This is a genomic window from Clostridium sp. UBA1056 (assembly GCA_002316385.1).
GTDB lineage: Bacteria > Bacillota > Clostridia > Clostridiales > Clostridiaceae > Clostridium_J.
The window spans coordinates 26,003-46,021 of record DCDL01000004.1 but is presented as its reverse complement, the minus strand read 5'-3'; the positions used below and the strand labels follow the sequence as shown (position 1 = coordinate 46,021).

Sequence of the window (20,019 nt, the reverse complement as noted above, 5' to 3'; positions counted from 1 at the left end):
ATTTATATACGTATTGATTATTATTAAAGACTTGTTAAGAAAAATATCATAATTTTAAACTTAAAAAATGATAATATAATTAATAGATGATATAAAGTCTAATTTGTGGTATATTTAATAAGTATGAAATTTTATTAAACATGAGAAAAAATATTTTATTTTTTTATAAATTGATGTACAATTGGTATATGTAAAAATAGGAGGGATTTTTTTGAAAATCAATTTTTATGAATCACAAAGAGAATATAAAGAAAAAAAAGATGAATTTGATAAAGCTATAAAAAATATTATAGATAGTGGAGCTTTTATATTAGGAAATGAAGTTAAAACTTTTGAAGAAGAAATAAAAGAGTTTACTGGTGCTAAGCATGCCATAGGAGTAGCATCAGGAACAGATGCTTTAGTTATTGCATCAGATATTCTTGGTTTCAGTAATAATAAAGAAATAGTAACTACACCATTTACATTTTTAGCATCTACATCTTGTCTTGCAAAGCATGGTGGAAGACCTGTATTTGTTGATATAGATGAAGAGTCTTGTGGTATGAATGTAAGTCAATTAGAAGCTGCTATTAATGATAATACAGCAGGGATACTTCCAATACATTTATTTAATCAAATGTGTGATATGGATAGAATAATGGAAATTGCTAAGAAGCATGACTTAAAGGTATTAGAAGATGCAGCTGAAGCCTTTGGAATGAGATGGCAAATGAATGGCGAGGACAGCTATAGACATGCAGGAACTATAGGAGATATGGGGGTATTTTCATTCTTCCCAACTAAAACCTTAGGTGGATATGGTGACGGTGGAATGATAGTAACTAATAGTGATGAATTAGCAGATAAGTGCCGTATGTTTAGAGTTCATGGAGCATCAAAAAAATATCACTACGATTATATAGGATATAATTCAAGATTAGATGCTATGCAAGCAGCTGTATTAAGAGTTAAACTTAAATATATAAATGATGCTATAGAGAATAGAGGTAGAATTGCAAAACTTTATACTGAAGGATTAAAAGGTGTTGAAGGTGTGGAAGTTCAAGGCATTAAGTCAAGTAATCAACATAACGTTTATTATGTGTTTAACATATTTGCTGAAAATAGAGATGGCCTTGCAGAGCACTTAAAATCTAAGGGAGTAGCAACTAGTGTTTATTATCCAAAGCCATTACATCTACAAAAGTGTTTTGAGTACTTAGGATATAAAGAAGGACAATTCCCAGTAACTGAAAAAATGTGTGAACAAATTCTTGCATTACCAATATATCCAGAACTTACAAATGAAGAAGTTGGATATATCTGTGAATGTATAAAAGAATTTTATAATTAACAATGAGCATGAAAGTTTATCCAGCGACAACTAAGTTGCTGGATAAACCTAATTTATTGTTAAAAATATATCAATGTAAATTGAAATGAAATTTACTAAAATTAAATAGTAGGAGACGATAATATGAAAGATTTAAAAGTATCTTTAGTAGGATTAGGCTACGTAGGAATGCCTTTAGCAGTAGCTTTTGCTAAGAAGGTGCCTGTAGTTGGATTTGATGTAAACAAAGACAAAATAAATAAATACATAAGTGGAGTGGACGTAACTAATGAAGTGGGAGATGAGGCTATTAAAGCATCTACTGTAGAGTTCACTTATGATGAAACAAAGTTAAGAGGATGTAACTTTCATGTAGTTGCAGTACCAACTCCAACTAATGAAGATAAAACTCCAGATTTAAGACCAGTAATAGGTGCTAGCGAAGTTTTAGGAAGAAACTTAACTAAAGGTTCTATAGTAGTATATGAATCTACAGTATATCCAGGGGTAACAGAGGAGATTTGTGTACCTATATTAGAAAGAGAATCTGGATTAAAGTGTGGAAAAGATTTTAAAATAGGATATTCACCAGAGAGAATAAATCCAGGTGATAAAGTTCATAGATTAGAAAATATCATGAAGATAGTATCTGGAATGGATGAAGAAACCCTTGATACCGTTGCTGAAACTTATGAATTAGTTATAGAAGCTGGTGTATACAGAGCAGAAAGCATAAAGGTTGCAGAAGCAGCTAAACTAATAGAGAACTGCCAAAGAGATGTTAATATAGCTTTTGTTAATGAACTTGCTATAATCTTTGATAAGATGGGAATAGACACAAAAGCTGTAATAGATGCAGCAGGTAGTAAGTGGAACTTTATAAAACTAAACCCAGGTTTAGTAGGAGGACACTGCATAGGAGTAGATCCATATTACTTAATTCACAGAGCTAAAGAATTTGGTATAGAATCAAAAGTTATAGCATCAGGAAGAAATATTAATGATGGTATGGCAAAATTTATTGCAGAAAATACAGTAAAGAGTTTAATAAAAGCTAATAAGAGAGTTAAAAATGCAAAAGTAGCAGTTTTAGGACTTACATTTAAAGAGGACTGCCCAGATACAAGAAATACAAAGGTAGTGGATATTATTCATGAGCTTAAAGAGTATGGAGTAAATGTATTAGCAACAGATCCTGTAGCATGTAAGGAAGAAATTAAAGAAGAGTATGGAATAGATATGGTTTCTATGGAAGATATTAAATCTGTAGATGCTATTATACTTGCTGTATCTCATCATCAATATAGAGACATGACTATAAAAGATTTTGCTCCTTTATATAGAAGAGAAGTACTAGATGAAGTTGCAGTAGCTAAGGATGAAGAAGAAAAAGATGTATTCATAGATGTGAAAGGCATCATGGATAAACACAGTGTAAATTCAGATACTATGGTTTACTGGAGATTATAATATTAAATATGCTAAGCATTAAGATTGGAAAAATTAAAATGTGTTATAATAGTAATATATAAGTAGAAAAATCCAGGTTATCTTTAAGATAATCTGGATTTTTTTATTATTTCTTGTCATCAAATATATAATCTTTCATTTGTTTTTTTACAGTTTCAATATCAAATTTTAAGTAGTATACTCCGCTACTAGAGTCACCTTGGGCATCTCCATCTCTTGGAAATCTCTCTTGTTCTAAAGTTCCATTTCCCATACTAGCTACTTTAGTCGCTAGAGATATAAAATCGCCAGAACTTAAGTTTGTTTGAACTAGTGGAAGAATATTATTTAGTATAGAAGGATAAGAAGTAGGGGATGCTTCAAGAGCTTTTTTAAACACTGCAGACATTACATTTCTATGTCTATGAGTTCTTTCATAATCTCCACCACTAGCATATCTTATTCTAGAATAGGCTAATGCCTGTTCTCCATTTAATAATGTAGGACCAGCAGAAGATACTCCAGGAATATGAGATATTTCTTCATCAGTAATATTAATAGTAATTCCACCTAATGTATCAATTATTTGTGGTAAAGAAGAGAAATTTACTGATACAAAATTCTCTATATTAAGTCCAAAGTTTTCATTTAAAGTTCTTATAGCTAATGTAGGACCCCCAAAAGCATAAGCATGATTTATTTTATCCATACCATGGTCAGGAATATTAACGTATGAATCCCTCATAATAGAGGTTATCTTAACCTTATTATGAATTGGGTCTATAGTAGCAATCATTATAGAATCAGAACGACCAGCCTGGCCTTCTTCTGCATCGATACCGAATAAAGCTATATTTTTTATAGATTCATGGTTTTCGTAATCTTTAAATTCTTCCTTTGGAGCAATCCCTAAATCGGATTTGTCTAGCTTTACATTATCCATCTTATTAAACAAAGAATATGCATATCCAGCTCCAATAGCGAATATAAATATTAATATGCCTAGGATTGTCATAGAAATTTTAAATCCTAAGGGTTTTTTCTTTCTATTAGAATTAATTTTGTTTTTTGACATTTTCTCACTCCTCTCATGTACTTAATTTTATCATCATATAGAATATGTGTAAATATAAAGAAATATGTTGATGGTAAATTATTGAGGAAGAATAAGGGTAAAATTTATTGAATTTGTTACGATAATGTATGAGGAGGTTATATTTAAAGATAAAATTTGTGTAATACTTTATATATACTGTGAAGTAATAAAAGTTTAGGCAACTTAAGTTTTAGTGTAGCAGAGTTATAAAAATGTGATGCTATTACATATACGAAATTTTTGTATACAATTGAAATATGAACAAATATATGATATTATACACATATCACGACAATTTATGCAAATTAAACTAAAAAATATGTAGAAATATACAATATGTGTTATAATATGTATAGATTAATGTTATAAGGAGAATTAGTTTGGAAGAAAATATTATTAGTTTAAAAGAAATATTTGAAATTTTAAAAAAAAGATGGAAACTTATATTAACATTTACTCTAGCATCAGCTTTATTGGCATCGATATCATTATTTTTACTAATAACTCCACAATATGAGACAAGAACTAAAGTGTTTATAGGAAAAGAAGCAAGTCAGAAGAAGGATTATAATATTTCAGATATACAAATGTATCAGAAATTATTAAAAACCTATGCTGAAGTTATTAAGACAGAAGATTTGATTGCAAAGTCCATAGAAGCGGCTAAGTTAGATATAAAACCTAAAGAAGCTCTTAATAATTTAACTGTAGTATCTGTACCAGATACACAGATTTTAGAGTTAAAGTACAAAAGCAAGTCTCCAGAGGAAGCTGTGAAGTTAATATCTAGCGTAAGAGATGAGTTTATTAAATTATCATCAGATCTAGTGCCTAATGGAAATGTTCAAATCTTAGAAGAAGCTAGATTTCCTATGAGACCAGTAAGTCCTAATAAAAAGATGGGATTATTAATAGCTATTATATTAGGACTAATGATAGGAATAGGAATAACTTTTCTTATAGAATTTTTAGATAATACATATAAAAATAAAGAGCGCTTAGAGAAAGAATTGAATATACCAGTTTTAGGTACTGTACCTAACTTAAAATAGAAAGCAAAAGATGAAAAGGGAGGAAAGATAATTTTGGAAGAAGAATTAATTAGCTTTGGAGAAATTCTAGAAGTATTAAAGAAAAGATGGAAGATGATACTAATAATAACAACAGTATCAACACTACTATCAGGTATAGTAAGCTTTTTTCTAATAAGCCCTAAATATGAAGCTAGCACAAAGTTATTTATAGGTAAGGAAGAAGGAGCAGATCAAGGATATAATCAAAATGATGTATCTATGTATCAAAAGCTGATGAAAACTTACTCAGAAGCTATAAAAACTAGAGACTTGATTGGAAGGGCTATAAAAACTACTAATAGCAACTTAACAGAAAATGAAGTGTTAGAAAAGCTTAAAGTAGTAACTATAGCTGATACACAAATCCTTCAAATTAAATTTGAAGATGATGCCCCTGAAGAGGCAGCAAATATGGTAAAAGCAGTAACAGAAGAATTTATGACTACATCTAAGGCTTTAGTACCAAATGGGAATATAAGAATTATAGAATCTGTGAAAGTTCCAGAAGTTCCAGTAAGCCCTAATAAAAAAATGAATATAAGCGTAGCCTTTTTATTAGGATTAATGGTAAGCATAGGATTAAGTTTCTTACTAGAGTTCTTAGATAATACCTATAAAAATAAAGAACAATTGGAGAAAGAATTAGAAATTCCTGTTATAGGAGCCATACCTAATATTGAACAGTAGAAAATTGTACTATGTAATTATATATGTTTAATAAGATAATGAGAGATTTTTACTTAAGGAGAGAAAGTAATGTTTATAGTAGAAAAAGACCCTAAGTCTATAGCAGCAGAGAGCTATAGGACTTTAAGGACAAATTTACAATATTCATCCTTTGATGATGAATATAAAGTAATAGTGGTAACTAGTTCAGAACCAGGGGAAGGTAAAAGTACTACTGCAGGAAACTTAGCTCTATCAATAGCTCAAGGAGATAAAAAGGTAGCATTGGTTGATTGTGATTTAAGAAAGCCATCAATACACAAAAAGTTTGGGTTATCCAATACTGCTGGACTTTCAGATGTAATAGTTGGAAAGGAGGATATTTCTATAGTAGGTCATAGGTATAATGACAATCTTACAGTGTTAACTTCTGGAAAAATACCACCTAACCCATCAGAGATGTTAGCATCAAAATCTATGAAAGCATTAATTGATGCTTTAAAGAAGGTTTTTGATTATGTAATATTAGATACTCCACCGGTACAGGCGGTGACTGATGCACAAATTCTTTCTACAAGAGCTGATGGAACGTTGCTTGTGGTTAGAGCAGAAAAAACAAAGAAAGAATCTGTTGCAAATTCTGTAAATCTTTTAAAAAAGGTTAATGCCAATATCATTGGTACAGTGTTAAATGGAGTGGACTCTAAAAGAAGTAACTACTATTACTACTATGGTGATAAAAAAGAATCAGGGTTAGAAAAATAATATAAAACTAAAATCTTTACTTAAAGGTTGGAGGGGTGCTTATGATAGACTTTCACAGCCATATTCTTCATGGAATAGATGATGGAGCAAGAGATGAGAATATGACCATAGAAATGCTTAAGTTAGCAGAAAAATCTGGAACTAGAGAAATTGTTGCTACACCACATTTTTTTAGAGGTAGATTTCAAACACCTTATGGAGACATAAAAAAAGAAGTAGCTAAGTTGAAAACATTAGCTAAGGAAAATCATATAAATATAGAAATCCATTGTGGTCAAGAGATCTACTATACAAACAGAATTTTAGAGAGCTTTGAGTGCGGAGATATAGGAACCATAGAAAATAGTAGATATATGCTAATAGAATTACCATTAAGGGGATTTACAATAGATGAAGTAATAAATGACATTTATGAACTTCAATTAAAGGGGATTGTACCTATTATTGCGCATCCAGAAAGATATAAAACCTTTATACAATCTCCTGAATTGATAAATAAATTTATTGAAGAAGGATTTTTGTTTCAACTTAATGTAGGAAGTATAACTGGAGACTTTGGGAGAGAGGCTAAAAAGACTGCAGAACTATTTGTGAAGCATAAAATATACAGCACTATAGGGTCTGATGCTCATAGGATGGATAGTAGAACTACAGATATGAGAGAAGGCATAAAGGTTATAGAAAAATTAAAGTTAGGATATATGAAAGAATTAGAAAGTTTTTCTGAAGAAATTTTAAAAAATGATGTAATTAAATTTCAAGGAGAAAAGATTAAAAAACAACGTGGAATTATGAATTTATTTAAAAGATAAAGGTAGAAATTATAAAAGAAAAATTTTGATTAAAGTATCAAACATGTTAAAAGCTTAGTAATTGAGGAGCTGTTAATAGTTGATAGGGGAATGATATAAAGTTTGACATAAATAACTTAGACATAAAGGGAAATTATGAAGTGTAGTCTGTATTTGGGCACTTAGGTTACATGGAGTTAGTAGTGCAACCCACCGTTATCTTATTGGCTCAAGATAGCTATAGATCTGAAGGAGAAGTCTATAGTGGTGGGATTATATAAAGGTAATGGTAGGTTCTTTTTTTATCCAATTTTATAGGATAAGATTTTGTGAGTAGTCTTAACTTATATGTGAATAAGAGGATAAAGTATAAAGTTTTTGGGGGCTATGATATGAAAATTGATAATGTGAATAGAAATTTAATAATTCTAGGAGCTGGTGGCCATGGACATGTAGTTAAGGAGATTGCTGAGTCGATGGGTATATTTGAAAAAATAGATTTCTTAGATGATAATCCTAATTGTAGCGAATCTATAGGTTTATGTTCAGATAGTGAAAAATTTATTAAAGATTACACCTATGCAGTACCATCATTTGGAAATAATCAACTTCGTATGGAGTGGATTAAAAAGCTTGAAAATAATTCTTTTGAAGTTCCAACTTTAATCCATCCTACAGCATATATTAGTCCATCAGCTAGAGTTGATTCAGGATCGGTGATAGAAGCCAAAGCTATTGTAAATACCAATGCTAAGATTGAGAATGGTTGTATTATAAGTGTTGGTTCAATTATCGACCATGATGCTATCATTAATTGTGGATGTCATATAGACTGTGGAGCAGTTGTTAAATCTTATTGTGTTATTGATCCATTTTCAAAAATTAGCAGTGATGAAGTCATATCACATATGGTGAAGTTATAGCATATAATGATTATGAAAATGACGTAATATGTATATGAATTATTTTTTAATTTGAGGGGGAGATTAAATGTATTTAAAAATTAAAAGAGGAGCTGATTTTATACTTTCATTTATGGGATTAGTTTTGCTTTCACCGCTATTTTTAATAATTATTATCGCTATAAAGATTGACTCAAGAGGCCCAGTTTTTTTTAAACAAAAGAGAGTTGGAATTAATAAAACTCATTTTAATATATTAAAATTTCGTACTATGAAAATAGATACACCTAAAGATATGCCAACTCATATGCTTAAAAATCCTGATCAGTATATAACTAAGGTTGGTAAATTTTTAAGAAAAACTAGTTTAGATGAATTGCCACAAATTTTAAATATAATATCTGGTTCTATGGCAATAGTTGGACCGAGGCCTGCTCTTTGGAACCAATATGATTTAATCGAAGAAAGGGACAAGTATGGTGCTAATGATATACTTCCTGGTCTTACTGGATGGGCACAGATTAATGGAAGAGATACAGTGTCTATTAAAGACAAGGCAAGATATGATGGAGATTATGTTGAAAATTTAGGAGTAAAGATAGACGTTAAATGCTTCTTTGGAACTGTTATTTCTGTATTGAAACGTGATGGAGTTTTAGAAGGCGGAGTTAAGGAATTGAAGGAGAAAGAAGTAGAAGTTCAGAGAGATTCGGTATCAATTTGATGTGATGGAATTATTATTGGAATGAATGGTAAGAAGGTGATTAGCTAGATGAAGAAAATACTTATAACAGGTGCTAATAGTTATATAGGAACAAGTTTTGAAGAATGGCTAAAGCAGTGGCCGGAAGATTATACAGTTGATACTGTGGATATGATAGATGGAACTTGGAGAGAGAAGAGTTTTTTAGAGTATGATGTAATGTTTCATGTTGCAGGGATAGCTCATATTTCTACAGATCCTAATATGGAGGATTTATATTATAAAGTTAATCGTGATTTAACGATAGAAACTGCAAAGAAGGCAAAGGCAGAAGGTGTTAAGCAGTTTATTTTTATGAGTAGTATTATTGTTTATGGTGATAGTAGTCATATCAACCATAAAAGAGTTATAGATAAAAATACAGTACCAACACCAAGCAACTTCTATGGTAGAAGTAAGCTTCAAGCTGAAGAATGTATTCTACCACTTCAAGATGATAATTTTAATGTGGTAGTTATAAGACCACCAATGATATTTGGAAAAGGGTCAAAAGGAAATTACCCAAAGCTTGCTAAGATGGCTCAGAAGCTACCAATATTTCCTAATGTTAAAAATGAAAGAAGTATGCTCCATATAGATAACCTTTGTGAGTTTATAAGATTAATGATTGTAAATGAAGAAAGAGAAATATTCTTTCCACAGAACAAGGAATATGTTAGAACAAGTGAGTTAGTGAAGCTTATAGCTGAGGCTCATGGGAAGATGATTGTACTTACTGGAGCGTTTAATTGGGCTTTGAAATTAATGGCGTGCTTTATTGGGACGGTTAATAAGGCATTTGGGAATTTGGTTTATGAGAAGAGTATGAGTGAGTATAAAGTTGATTATAGAATTAGGGATTTAAGGGAAGCGGTTAGGGAGACGGAAGTAGAAACTGATATAGTTAGCGATGGGAGGAGTGTTAAGATATGAAAAAGGTATTAATGATGGCATCAGTAGCATCTATGATAGATTTGTTTAATATGGATAATATAAACATTCTAAAGAATATGGGATTTGAAGTACATGTGGCTTGTAATTTTGAATACGGAAGTATAACAAGCCAAGAGAGAGTAGAAGAATTCCGTAAGGAATTAGAGAATGATGGCATTAAAACATTTCATCTCTCTGTTCCGAGAAATATATCTTCAATTAGAAATATTATGAATTCATATAAGTTAATGAAAAAGCTGTGTCAAGAAAATCATTATCATATGGTTCATTGTCATTCTCCAATTGGTGGGGTTATTGCTAGATTGGCATGTAAAGGAGTTAGAAAGCAGGGGACTAAAGTTATTTACACAGCTCATGGATTTCACTTTTTTAAAGGAGGACCAATTAAAAATTGGTTGATTTTCTATCCAATAGAAAGAATGTGTGCAAAATATACTGATTGTTTAATAACTATTAATAAAGAAGATTATGAAGTAGCCCAAAAATTTAATAATACAAATGTGGAATATGTTCCAGGAATAGGAATGCATACAGAGGAAATTAAAAATATCAAAGTTGATAGAAAAGCAAAGAGAGATGAATTTGGATTTAAGGATGATGATTTTGTACTACTTAGTGTTGGGCAATTATCTAAGAGAAAAAATCATGAAGTAATAGTTAGGGCTCTTTCCAACATATCAAATGAGAAAGTTAAATTATTAATTTGTGGATTTGGAGAACTTGAAGATTACTTAAAAGGTTTAGTAAAACAATTTAACTTAGAAGATAGAGTAATATTTGCAGGATATAGAAGAGATGTAAAGGAACTATTATATATAGCAAATTGTTTTGTATTTCCTTCTTTGCAAGAAGGTCTGCCAGTAGCTTTGATGGAAGCTATGGCTGCAGGGTTACCCGTTGTTTGCTCTAATATAAGAGGAAATACTGATTTAATTGAAGATGGAACAAATGGTTACTTAGTAGACCCTCAGAATGTAAATGGGTTTACTAAGTATATAGAAAAAATTTTGTTTGATAAGACAGTTCAAAGGAATATGAGTAATAAAAGTTTAGAACTAATAAAAAAGTATGATAGAGAAAATATTAGGAAATTAATGAAAAATATATATAGCAACATAACTATTTAGATATAGCTTTAGTTAATAGTACATATTTGATTATTAACCAAAGTTGTCTTAATAGAATAGTTTTACAAAAGGGCGTTTGAGTATGGTAGTTTGAAAATATGGTTGTTAAATATTTAGTATAAAATAGATGTAAATAATGTGATGAAATGAAAGGAAGAATTATTATGAATAATGATAAAAATAAAATACCAAAAATTATTCATTATATATGGATAGGACCCAATCCGCTTGATAAGCTATCACAAAAATGTATGAAAACTTGGGAGAAAGTATTACCTGATTATGAAATTATTCGCTGGGACGATAAAAAATGCAAAAGTATTATTGCGAATAATGTATATGCTAGTCAAGCATATAAAGCCAAAAAGTACGCTTTTGTTAGTGATTATTTAAGATTATATGTCTTATATCATTACGGTGGAATATATATGGATACAGATGTAAAAGTCATAAAGAGAATCGACAAATTTTTGAAGTTTTCTGCATTTACTTCATTTCAAGATGAGACTATGATTCCTACTGCATTAATGGGAAGTGAAAAAGGTGGAAAATGGGTAGGGCGATTATTAGAATATTATGATAATAAGACTTTCGTTGATAGTGAAGGAAATTATGATTTCACTACTAATGTTACAACGATAACTAATATGTCTGAAGAATTTGGATTAGTGAGGAATGGCGAAAAACAAGTTCTTAAATATGACGTACATATATATTCAAGAGAATATTTTTGCCCACTAGATACAAGAAATAGTAAAAACGATAAAATAACTGAGAATACCTATGCTATGCATTTGTATAATGGGTCATGGACACCTTGGTACAGAAAAGTTTTGAGTAAGGTTAAGAAAAAGACAGGGCTGAATGTTGAAAAATTATTAGGAAAAAAGCTTTATGAAAAATTATCGAACAAGTATTAATAAAATTAAATTACATAAATTTAAAATTAAGCTTTGAAGAGGTGTAATCTAATATGAATGATAACATAACACAAAATATTAAGACTAAAAAAAATACTGTCGGTATTAATGAGATTTATACTTTTTTCATAATAGTGTCTCCAATATTGTTTATATATGGTACAGGCTTGGGATCTATTACTTTAAGTGATATGATTTTATTAATTCTAAATATATTGCTTTTATTCAAGGGATTAATGAGCGGAAAAATGAATATATTTTTGAATTTGATCCCGTTCTTCATATATATAGTGGTAGTAACACTTTTAAATGAGTCAGATTTCGATGTTTGGTTTCGTACCTTTAGATATCTCTTTTATTTAATTAATATTATTTTTTTTGCAAAAGCTCATTTTAACTTTGATTTTGGTATCAAAGTGTATAAAGTTATGTCGCTAGTATCTACAGGATTTTTGTTTTTTCAAGTACTTATTTATAGATTTTTAGGTATATATATTCCGGGAGTTATACTTAGCGCTAATTTAATGGCATCAGATTTATATGAGTATAATAGAGTTTTTCAACAAGCCCAATTTAAAAGATTTATGTCTTTTTTTGAAGAACCATCTCACTATGCAATTTATATATTAGGGTACATTACAATCTTACTTTTTTTAAAGATGAATTGCGGGAGATTTACCAAAAAAGAAATATGTGAGTTTTGTTTTTTATCTGGTGGTATCGCGTTATCAACATCTATACTAGGTGTAATAGTATTAGGGGGGATGTTTAGTATTTGGATAGGAATTAATTTATTTAAAAATAAAAAGAGCTTCACTAAATTTATTTTCTTTGCATTTGTTTTTATTATTGCAGTAATATTGATTTCTAAAACTACTGCATTTGAGTATTTTACAGATTCAAGTATTGTTAGCAGACAAGCTAATGGAAGATTTGATGGATATGCATTAATCCATGAATGGTCTACAGACATAGTTACAAATATGTTTGGACGAGGAATGGAGAGACTTGGTTCTGGTATATATTTGGCATCTTATCCATTAATGATATATTATTTTGGTTTTATTGGGCTAGCATTATTTATATTAGCTTTTATACCTTTTTTTATAAGAAGAAAGATAAATATCTCTGTAGCATTGCTTATTTGTTTATTTAGCATTTCTTTAGGATCAGAAATATTGTTAGGGCGATATATTTTAGTATTTTTACCGTTGGTAATTACAGGAAATAGGCAGAAAGAACATTTAATTGTTTAAAGCAATATAAATCTGGTCTGCAAAGACAACAATATTAATATTATGATAGGAAGATTTTTATGAATAAGAATTTGTATTTGGTACATACCCCTTTCCAACTAATGAATTGTTTAAATATAATAGAAGATTACTACAAAGATGATATAAATCACATAGTATTGCTTCATAGAAACATGAAAAGATATTTATCAATAATAAGAAAATATAACGATAAGATCCATATTTATCATTACGATTTTTTGTTTGATGACTATTCTAAATCAAATAAATTACTAATAAAAACATCTTTAGTAATTAATTTGATAAAAGGAAAAAGGTCAATTAGAAAAGTTGCCAATAAAAATATAAAGTATGACTCTTTATTTATACCATCAGAAAATATTGGGTGCAATATAACTTACAACTACTTTTATGAACTAAATAATTCTCTTGAATTATTTGTATATGATGATGGAGTGGGAACATATGCAAAAGGATACCTTAAAGGTAAGAAACATTTTTTATATGAAAAGATTAGTAAATTATTATATGGAACTTTTTTTTGGGAAAAGTTAAAAAAAATATTTTGTTATCAACCCGAATTTATTGATGATTCAAATTTAGATATTGTAAAAGTTAAGATAAATAGTGCAGAGGTAATTGAAAAATTATTTTCAGAGCATCTGGATGATTGCTTAATTAATAAATATAATATGAGTAAAATTATTTATTTAGATCAAGGAGGTATACCATCATCCTATGAAAATACAAAAGTTTTCATAGAATTATGTAAAAAATATTATAGAAATAGCGAAGTGGTTTTAAAAAACCATCCTAGAGTTAGCCCAATATACGAATCGGATTCTTTTGAAATAGATAAAAGCGGAAATACTTTTGAGTCTGTATTTTTTAATATTGATATCGACGATAAAATATTAGTATCTATGTGTTCTACCAGTTGTCTAACGCCATATATATTAAAAGAAAAATGTCCTTATATTATTTTTCTTGGCTTAATGAATACTAATAGATATGAGAATGCTTTTTCAACGCTTTATTTTCGAAATGTGATTTCTAATTATAAACCCAATAAGATATTTATTCCTAAAAATAAGGATGAATTAGAAAGTGTTTTTAAAATTTTATCATCGAAAAATTACATAGCAAGTGATATAAGATAAAATCTATCATTAATAGCATAAATTTAGAAAGCAGGTAAAAAGTTATGAAAAAAGTAATGCTCGTTTTTGGGACACGGCCAGAAGCAATAAAAATGTGTCCTTTGGTAAAAGAACTTAAGACACGAAAAAATATCAAAACAATTGTTTGTGTAACTGGACAGCACCGTCAAATGTTAGATCAGGTGCTTGAAGCTTTTGAGGTTATACCTGATTATGACTTATCTATAATGAAGGATAAACAAACACTTTTTCATGTAACAACAAATATTTTAAACAAAATTAAAGAGGTGCTTGAAGAAACTAAGCCAGATGTGGTGTTAGTTCATGGAGATACGTCAACAACTTTTGTAACAGCTTTAGCTTGTTTTTATTTACAGATACCAATTGGACATGTTGAAGCAGGCCTTAGAACTTATAATATATATTCACCATATCCAGAAGAATTTAACAGACAAGCTGTTGGGATTATAGCAAAGTATAATTTTGCGCCAACAGAACTATCAAAAGAGAATTTACTTAAAGAAGGTAAAGAACTTAATTCAATATATGTTACTGGAAATACTGCTATTGATGCTTTAAAAACTACTGTTAGAGAAGGCTATACGCATGAACAACTTAAATGGACAGAAGGTAGTAGGCTTATTATGATAACCGCTCATAGAAGAGAAAATTTAGGAGAGCCTATGAGAAATATGTTTAGAGCTATTAAGAAAATAGTTGATGAGACACCAGACATTAAAGCAATCTATCCTATACATATGAACCCTGTAGTAAGAGCGGCAGCAAATGAAATTCTTGGAGATTGTGATAGGGTAAGAATAATAGAGCCTTTAGATGTGCTAGATTTTCACAACTTCTTGTCAAGATCTTACTTAATTTTAACCGACAGTGGTGGAATTCAAGAAGAGGCTCCAAGTTTAGGTAAACCTGTTCTTGTAATGAGAGATACAACAGAAAGACCAGAAGGTATAGTTGCAGGTACATTAAAGCTTGTGGGCACTGATGAAGATACTATTTACAATACATTTAAGCTATTGCTTGAGGATAAAACAGAGTATGAAAAAATGAGTCATGCAAGTAACCCATATGGCGATGGGTTTGCAAGTAAGAGGATAGTGGATACTCTGATTCAAAATTTATAAATAAACCAATATAGGAGGAGATAATTATGTTAGATAATGCATCAATTTTAATCACTGGAGGAACAGGTTCTTTCGGAAAAAAATTTACTGAGATGATTTTAGAGAGGTACAACCCTAAAAAAATAATTATTTATTCAAGAGATGAATTTAAACAAGATTTAATGAAAAAAGAATTTTCGCAAAAGTATCCTGATAAAGTAAACAAGATTAGATTCTTTATAGGGGATATTAGAGATAAGGAAAGACTATATAGAGCTTTTAATGGAGTAGACTATATTATACATGCAGCAGCTATGAAGCAAGTGCCAGCTTGTGAATATAATCCTTTTGAAGCTATAAAGACTAATATTAATGGAGCGCAAAATATAATAGATGCAGCTTTAGATAGAGGGGTAAAAAAAGTAGTTGCACTTTCTACTGACAAGGCTGTTAATCCTATCAATCTATACGGTGGTACAAAATTGGTATCAGATAAACTATTTATATCAGCCAATGCTTATTCAGGGGGAAATGGTACTATATTTTCTGTTGTTAGATACGGTAATGTAGCAGGAAGTAGAGGATCAGTTATTCCTTTCTTTCAATCATTAATTGAGAAAGGAGCAAAAGAACTGCCAATAACTGATTGCAGAATGACAAGATTCTGGATAACTTTAGAAGAAGGTGTAGAGCTAGTATTTAAAGCATTAGAAGAATCAAAAGGTGGAGAAACGTACATATCTAAAATACCTTCATTTACTATTACTGATTTAGCTAAGGCAATGATTGATGATGTTGTTATAAATGAAGTTGGTATTAGAGAAGGTGAGAAGTTACATGAAGTTATGGTAACAAGAGATGATTCTAGAACGACTTATGAATATGAAAAACATTATATTATTTATCCGCATTTTGATTGGTGGAGTTTTGATAAGTATTTTACACCAGGTGGAAAGTTAATAAGAGAAGGGTTTGAATATGATTCGGGAAGCAATTCAGAATGGCTTACAGTAGATGAATTGAGAAGAGAAATGTATAAATTAGGACTTTTTAATGCTTATAAAATTAATGGTATAGATTTTGATGAAGGTGCAGCTACTAAATAAGAAGGGAAGATAACCAATGGATGAATTAGCAATCAATGGTGGAAAATCAATAAGAGAAACTTATTTAACTTATGGAAGACAAAATATAGATGAAGAAGATATAGAAGCAGTAGTTAATGTGCTTAAAGGTGATTATTTAACTACTGGTCCTTCAGTTAGTGAGTTTGAGAAAAAAGTTGCAAAGTATGTAGGAGCAAAGTATGCAGTAGCTGTTTCTAATGGAACGGCAGCTCTGCATATGGCATGTTATGCAGCTGGTATAAAAGAAGGTGATGAGGTAATAGTATCACCTATAACTTTTGCAGCTTCAGCAAATTGTGTTTTATATTGTGGAGGAATCCCTGTATTTGTAGATATAGATCCTGAAACATATAATATAGATCCAAAAGAAATAGAAAAGAAAATTACAAATAAAACTAAAGCTATAATTCCGGTAGACTTTACGGGGCAATCAGTAGATATAGATGAAATAAGAAAAATTGCAGATAAACATAATCTAGTTATAATAGAAGATTCAGCTCATGCTTTAGGTAGTGAATATAAAGGCAAAAGAGTAGGAACCAAAGCACATATGACAGAATTTAGTTTTCATCCAGTAAAACCAATAACTAGTGGTGAAGGTGGCATGGTAGTTACAGATGATGAGGAATTATATAAAAAAATGATCCTTTTTAGAAGTCATGGAATAACTAGAGATAAAGAGATGATGAATGAATATCATGGACCATGGCATTATGAACAGATAGATTTAGGTTACAATTATAGAATAACTGATATCCAATGTGCCTTGGGTATTAGTCAAATGAATAAGATTGACAAGTTTGTCAATAGAAGAAGAGAAATCGTTAAGAAGTATAATGAAGCCTTCAAGAATATTGAAGAAATTAATATACCACATGAAGCTGATTTTTCTAATTCTGGATGGCATATATATTTAATTAAACTTAACTTAGAAAGATTAGCTTGCACAAGAAAAGAAATTTTTGAAGCTTTACAAGCTGAAAATATAGGAGTAAATGTTCATTATATTCCTGTATATTTGCATCCTTACTATAAAAGTTTAGGATATGAAAAAGGGCTATGTAAAAATGCAGAAGAACTTTATGAACGAATGATAACTATCCCATTATTCCCTAAGATGACATATGAAGATGTACAAGATGTTATAGATGGGGTTAAAAAGGTAATAAACCACTACAGAAAGTAGGTATTTTAAATGAAGATAACTGCAATTATTCAAGCAAGAATGGGGTCCACAAGATTACCAGGAAAAGTTATGAAAAATATATTTGGGAAAACTGTTCTTGAACATGTGGTAGACAGATTAAGAAAAAGTCAACTTTTAAATGATATTATTATAGCAACAACTATTGGGGAATGTGATAATAAGATTGCAGAGGAAGCAGAAAGACTTAGTGTTAATTGCTATCGAGGAAGTGAAAATGATGTTCTTTCAAGATACTATAATGCAGCTAAAGAAAATGGCTCAGAAATAGTGATAAGAATTACTTCTGATTGTCCTGTCATAGATCCAAGAATAATAGATAGCATGCTTGAGAGGTTTATTGAACTATATAAAAATAACGAGATTGATTATATGAGCAATACTCTGGAAAGAACTTTTCCAAGGGGGCTTGATGCTGAGATAATACCATTTGAAATACTTGAAAAGGCTTATAATGAAGCTGATAAACAATATGAGCGTGAACACGTGACCCCATATATTTATCAAAACCCAGAAACTTTTAAGCTAATAGGATTTAAAAATCCTATTAATTATTCTGAATATAGATGGACATTAGATACACCTGAAGATTTTGAGGTTATAACTAGAATCTATAAAGAGTTGTACAAATATGATGAAATGTTTTACTTTGATGATATTATGAACTTAATGAAAAGATATCCTGAGATTAAGAATATAAATGATGATATAGAACAGAAAAAGCTAGGTGAATAAAATATATATAAATAAATTGTCGCTTGGAGAGGATCTATAAATGAAAATCACTGAATTTAAAATAGGAGATAGTGCAAGAATTACTAGGCAAATTACTAGTGATTATGTAAAAAAGTTTGCAGAAATGACTGGTGATGACAATCCAGTTCATTTGGATGAAGAATATGCAAAAAATACCATATTTAATGGTAGGATTGTTCATGGAATATTGGTATCGGGTTTGATTTCAGGTGTATTAGGCAATAAATTTCCGGGTTATGGAACCATATATCTTTCGCAGAGTTTAAAGTTTCTTAAGCCTGTAAGAGTAGATGATATTATAACTGCGGAAGTTGAGGTAATAGATATAAATATTGAAAAAAACAGGTTAACACTTAAAACAAGATGCTATAATGATAAAGACATTGATGTTATAGTAGGTGAAGCAATTGTGCTTCCGCCTAAATAATGGAGGGAAATATAATGGCATTAGAATTGAGCAAAGTAAATAAGGCTGACTTGGAACTTATAATGACTTGGAGAATGAAGCCTGAAGTGACAAGATATATGTATACTGATCCAGTATTAACAATGGAGACTCAACTCAAATGGTTTTATTCTACACAAGATAATGATAGTGTAAAGTATTGGATAATAAAATTTGATGGAGTAAAAATAGGATTAATAAATATTTGCGATATTGATTATAAAAACAAGAGATGCTCGTGGGCGTATTATATAGGAGATACATCATTTAGAGGAAGAGGTATAGCAACACTTCTTGAGTGCAATATATATGATTATGTATTTGATGATTTAAACCTTAATAAATTATGCTGTGAAGTATTTACATCTAATGAAAAGGTTATTTCAATTCATGAAAAATTTGGTTCAGTAGTTGAAGGAACATTAAAGCAACATATATATAAAAATGGTGACTTTTTTGATATAGTAACAATGGGAATTACAAGAGATAAATGGGAAAATATAAAAAAAGATTATAAATATGATAGAATCTGTATAGAATAAGTTTTTTTAATAATGATTTATAAATGCTAGTGTAAAAATTTTACGCTAGCTTATATGCTAAAGGAGTGAAGCTATGAAAAGTATAAATATAGATAATAAAATCATTTCAACTGAATCCCCAAGCTTTATTATAGCTGAAATATCAGCTAATCATAATCAGGATATAGAAGTTGCAAAAAAAATGATAAAAGAAGCTAAAAGGGTAGGTGCAGATGCAGTGAAGATTCAAACCTACACAGCTGATACGATAACTTTAGATTGTGATAATGAGTATTTTCAAATTAAGCAAGGAACAATTTGGGATGGAAAGACATTACATAAACTTTATCAAGAAGCATATACTCCATGGGAATGGCACAAAGAACTTATGGATGTAGCTAAAGAAGAAAATATAATATGTTTTTCAACTCCTTTTGATAAGTCAGCAGTGGATTTTTTAGAAGAATTAGAGGTACCTGCATATAAAATTGCATCCTTTGAAATAACAGATATACCTCTTATTAAATATGCTGCAGCTAAAGGTAAGCCCATGATAATTTCTACAGGCATTGCAACTATTGAAGAAATAGAAGAGGCAGTTGAAGCATGTAAGAGTGTTGGAAACGAAC

The 20,019-nt window shown here is 29.9% G+C and carries 21 protein-coding genes and 1 riboswitch; of the genes, 20 read left to right on the top strand and 1 reads right to left on the bottom strand.

Annotated elements, in window-relative coordinates:
• The first annotated feature begins 211 nt into the window (after positions 1 to 211).
• Together B3W71_RS01245 and B3W71_RS01240 are read left to right on the top strand one after the other, a co-directional pair.
• The gene (locus tag B3W71_RS01245) at positions 212 to 1,336 is read left to right on the top strand and encodes a DegT/DnrJ/EryC1/StrS family aminotransferase (protein WP_346887124.1); all 1,125 of its coding nucleotides are present in this window, start codon (positions 212 to 214) and stop codon (positions 1,334 to 1,336) included.
• Between the two features lie 123 nt (positions 1,337 to 1,459).
• Positions 1,460 to 2,785 (top strand): nucleotide sugar dehydrogenase, encoded by a 1,326-nt coding sequence (locus tag B3W71_RS01240; protein ID WP_346887123.1) that lies wholly within the window; start codon positions 1,460 to 1,462, stop codon positions 2,783 to 2,785.
• Between the two features lie 106 nt (positions 2,786 to 2,891).
• Here the strand turns inward: B3W71_RS01240 and B3W71_RS01235 are convergent, their stop codons facing one another.
• Positions 2,892 to 3,839, bottom strand: coding sequence for an LCP family protein (locus B3W71_RS01235; RefSeq protein WP_346887122.1), 948 nt, complete (start codon positions 3,837 to 3,839; stop codon positions 2,892 to 2,894).
• Between the two features lie 401 nt (positions 3,840 to 4,240).
• On the opposite strand from B3W71_RS01235, the gene B3W71_RS01230 reads away from it, so the two are divergent.
• From B3W71_RS01230 to B3W71_RS01145, 18 genes are all read left to right on the top strand, one after another.
• Positions 4,241 to 4,912 carry a YveK family protein gene (locus B3W71_RS01230; RefSeq protein WP_346887121.1) on the top strand — a complete coding sequence of 224 codons (672 nt, stop codon included), beginning with the start codon at positions 4,241 to 4,243 and terminating at the stop codon, positions 4,910 to 4,912.
• Between the two features lie 33 nt (positions 4,913 to 4,945).
• A complete protein-coding gene (locus B3W71_RS01225; RefSeq protein WP_346887120.1) occupies positions 4,946 to 5,620 on the top strand; it encodes a YveK family protein in 675 nt (224 codons plus the stop codon).
• 69 nt (positions 5,621 to 5,689) lie between these two features.
• Entirely contained in the window at positions 5,690 to 6,364 is a 675-nt protein-coding gene (locus B3W71_RS01220) for a CpsD/CapB family tyrosine-protein kinase (RefSeq protein WP_346887119.1), read from the top strand.
• 41 nt (positions 6,365 to 6,405) lie between these two features.
• Positions 6,406 to 7,176 carry a tyrosine-protein phosphatase gene (locus B3W71_RS01215; RefSeq protein WP_346887118.1) on the top strand — a complete coding sequence of 257 codons (771 nt, stop codon included), beginning with the start codon at positions 6,406 to 6,408 and terminating at the stop codon, positions 7,174 to 7,176.
• Between the two features lie 119 nt (positions 7,177 to 7,295).
• Positions 7,296 to 7,378: riboswitch (cyclic di-GMP riboswitch) on the top strand.
• Between the two features lie 169 nt (positions 7,379 to 7,547).
• Positions 7,548 to 8,078, top strand: a complete 531-nt coding sequence (locus B3W71_RS01210; protein WP_346887117.1) for a PglB — start codon at positions 7,548 to 7,550, stop codon at positions 8,076 to 8,078.
• A 67-nt stretch (positions 8,079 to 8,145) separates the two neighbouring features.
• On the top strand, positions 8,146 to 8,781 hold the full coding sequence (locus B3W71_RS01205; RefSeq protein ID WP_346887116.1) for a sugar transferase: 636 nt from the start codon (positions 8,146 to 8,148) through the stop codon (positions 8,779 to 8,781).
• A gap of 48 nt (positions 8,782 to 8,829) precedes the next feature.
• Positions 8,830 to 9,732 carry an NAD-dependent epimerase/dehydratase family protein gene (locus tag B3W71_RS01200; RefSeq protein WP_346887115.1) on the top strand — a complete coding sequence of 301 codons (903 nt, stop codon included), beginning with the start codon at positions 8,830 to 8,832 and terminating at the stop codon, positions 9,730 to 9,732.
• Positions 9,729 to 10,880, top strand: a complete 1,152-nt coding sequence (locus B3W71_RS01195; protein WP_346887114.1) for a glycosyltransferase family 4 protein — start codon at positions 9,729 to 9,731, stop codon at positions 10,878 to 10,880. The genes B3W71_RS01200 and B3W71_RS01195 overlap by 4 nt, the downstream gene beginning before the upstream one ends.
• A 164-nt stretch (positions 10,881 to 11,044) precedes the next feature.
• Entirely contained in the window at positions 11,045 to 11,800 is a 756-nt protein-coding gene (locus tag B3W71_RS01190; RefSeq protein WP_346887113.1) for a glycosyltransferase family 32 protein, read from the top strand.
• 53 nt (positions 11,801 to 11,853) lie between these two features.
• Positions 11,854 to 13,056, top strand: a complete 1,203-nt coding sequence (locus B3W71_RS01185) for a hypothetical protein (protein ID WP_346887112.1) — start codon at positions 11,854 to 11,856, stop codon at positions 13,054 to 13,056.
• Between the two features lie 59 nt (positions 13,057 to 13,115).
• On the top strand, positions 13,116 to 14,216 hold the full coding sequence (locus B3W71_RS01180; RefSeq protein ID WP_346887111.1) for a hypothetical protein: 1,101 nt from the start codon (positions 13,116 to 13,118) through the stop codon (positions 14,214 to 14,216).
• A 44-nt stretch (positions 14,217 to 14,260) separates the two neighbouring features.
• The gene (gene wecB / locus B3W71_RS01175; protein ID WP_346887110.1) at positions 14,261 to 15,358 is read left to right on the top strand and encodes a non-hydrolyzing UDP-N-acetylglucosamine 2-epimerase; all 1,098 of its coding nucleotides are present in this window, start codon (positions 14,261 to 14,263) and stop codon (positions 15,356 to 15,358) included.
• A gap of 26 nt (positions 15,359 to 15,384) precedes the next feature.
• The gene (gene pseB / locus B3W71_RS01170) at positions 15,385 to 16,443 is read left to right on the top strand and encodes a UDP-N-acetylglucosamine 4,6-dehydratase (inverting) (RefSeq protein WP_346887109.1); all 1,059 of its coding nucleotides are present in this window, start codon (positions 15,385 to 15,387) and stop codon (positions 16,441 to 16,443) included.
• Positions 16,444 to 16,459: 16 nt separating this feature from the next.
• On the top strand, positions 16,460 to 17,650 hold the full coding sequence (gene pseC, locus B3W71_RS01165; protein ID WP_346887108.1) for a UDP-4-amino-4,6-dideoxy-N-acetyl-beta-L-altrosamine transaminase: 1,191 nt from the start codon (positions 16,460 to 16,462) through the stop codon (positions 17,648 to 17,650).
• 9 nt (positions 17,651 to 17,659) lie between these two features.
• Positions 17,660 to 18,403 carry a glycosyltransferase family protein gene (locus tag B3W71_RS01160; protein ID WP_346887107.1) on the top strand — a complete coding sequence of 248 codons (744 nt, stop codon included), beginning with the start codon at positions 17,660 to 17,662 and terminating at the stop codon, positions 18,401 to 18,403.
• 40 nt (positions 18,404 to 18,443) lie between these two features.
• Positions 18,444 to 18,851: a MaoC family dehydratase gene (locus tag B3W71_RS01155; RefSeq protein ID WP_346887106.1), complete on the top strand. Its 408-nt coding sequence runs from the start codon at positions 18,444 to 18,446 to the stop codon at positions 18,849 to 18,851.
• Positions 18,852 to 18,865: 14 nt separating this feature from the next.
• A complete protein-coding gene (pseH, locus tag B3W71_RS01150) occupies positions 18,866 to 19,411 on the top strand; it encodes a UDP-4-amino-4,6-dideoxy-N-acetyl-beta-L-altrosamine N-acetyltransferase (protein ID WP_346887105.1) in 546 nt (181 codons plus the stop codon).
• 73 nt (positions 19,412 to 19,484) lie between these two features.
• The coding region (locus B3W71_RS01145; RefSeq protein ID WP_346887104.1) for an N-acetylneuraminate synthase family protein at positions 19,485 to 20,019 on the top strand (535 nt) is incomplete at its 3' end.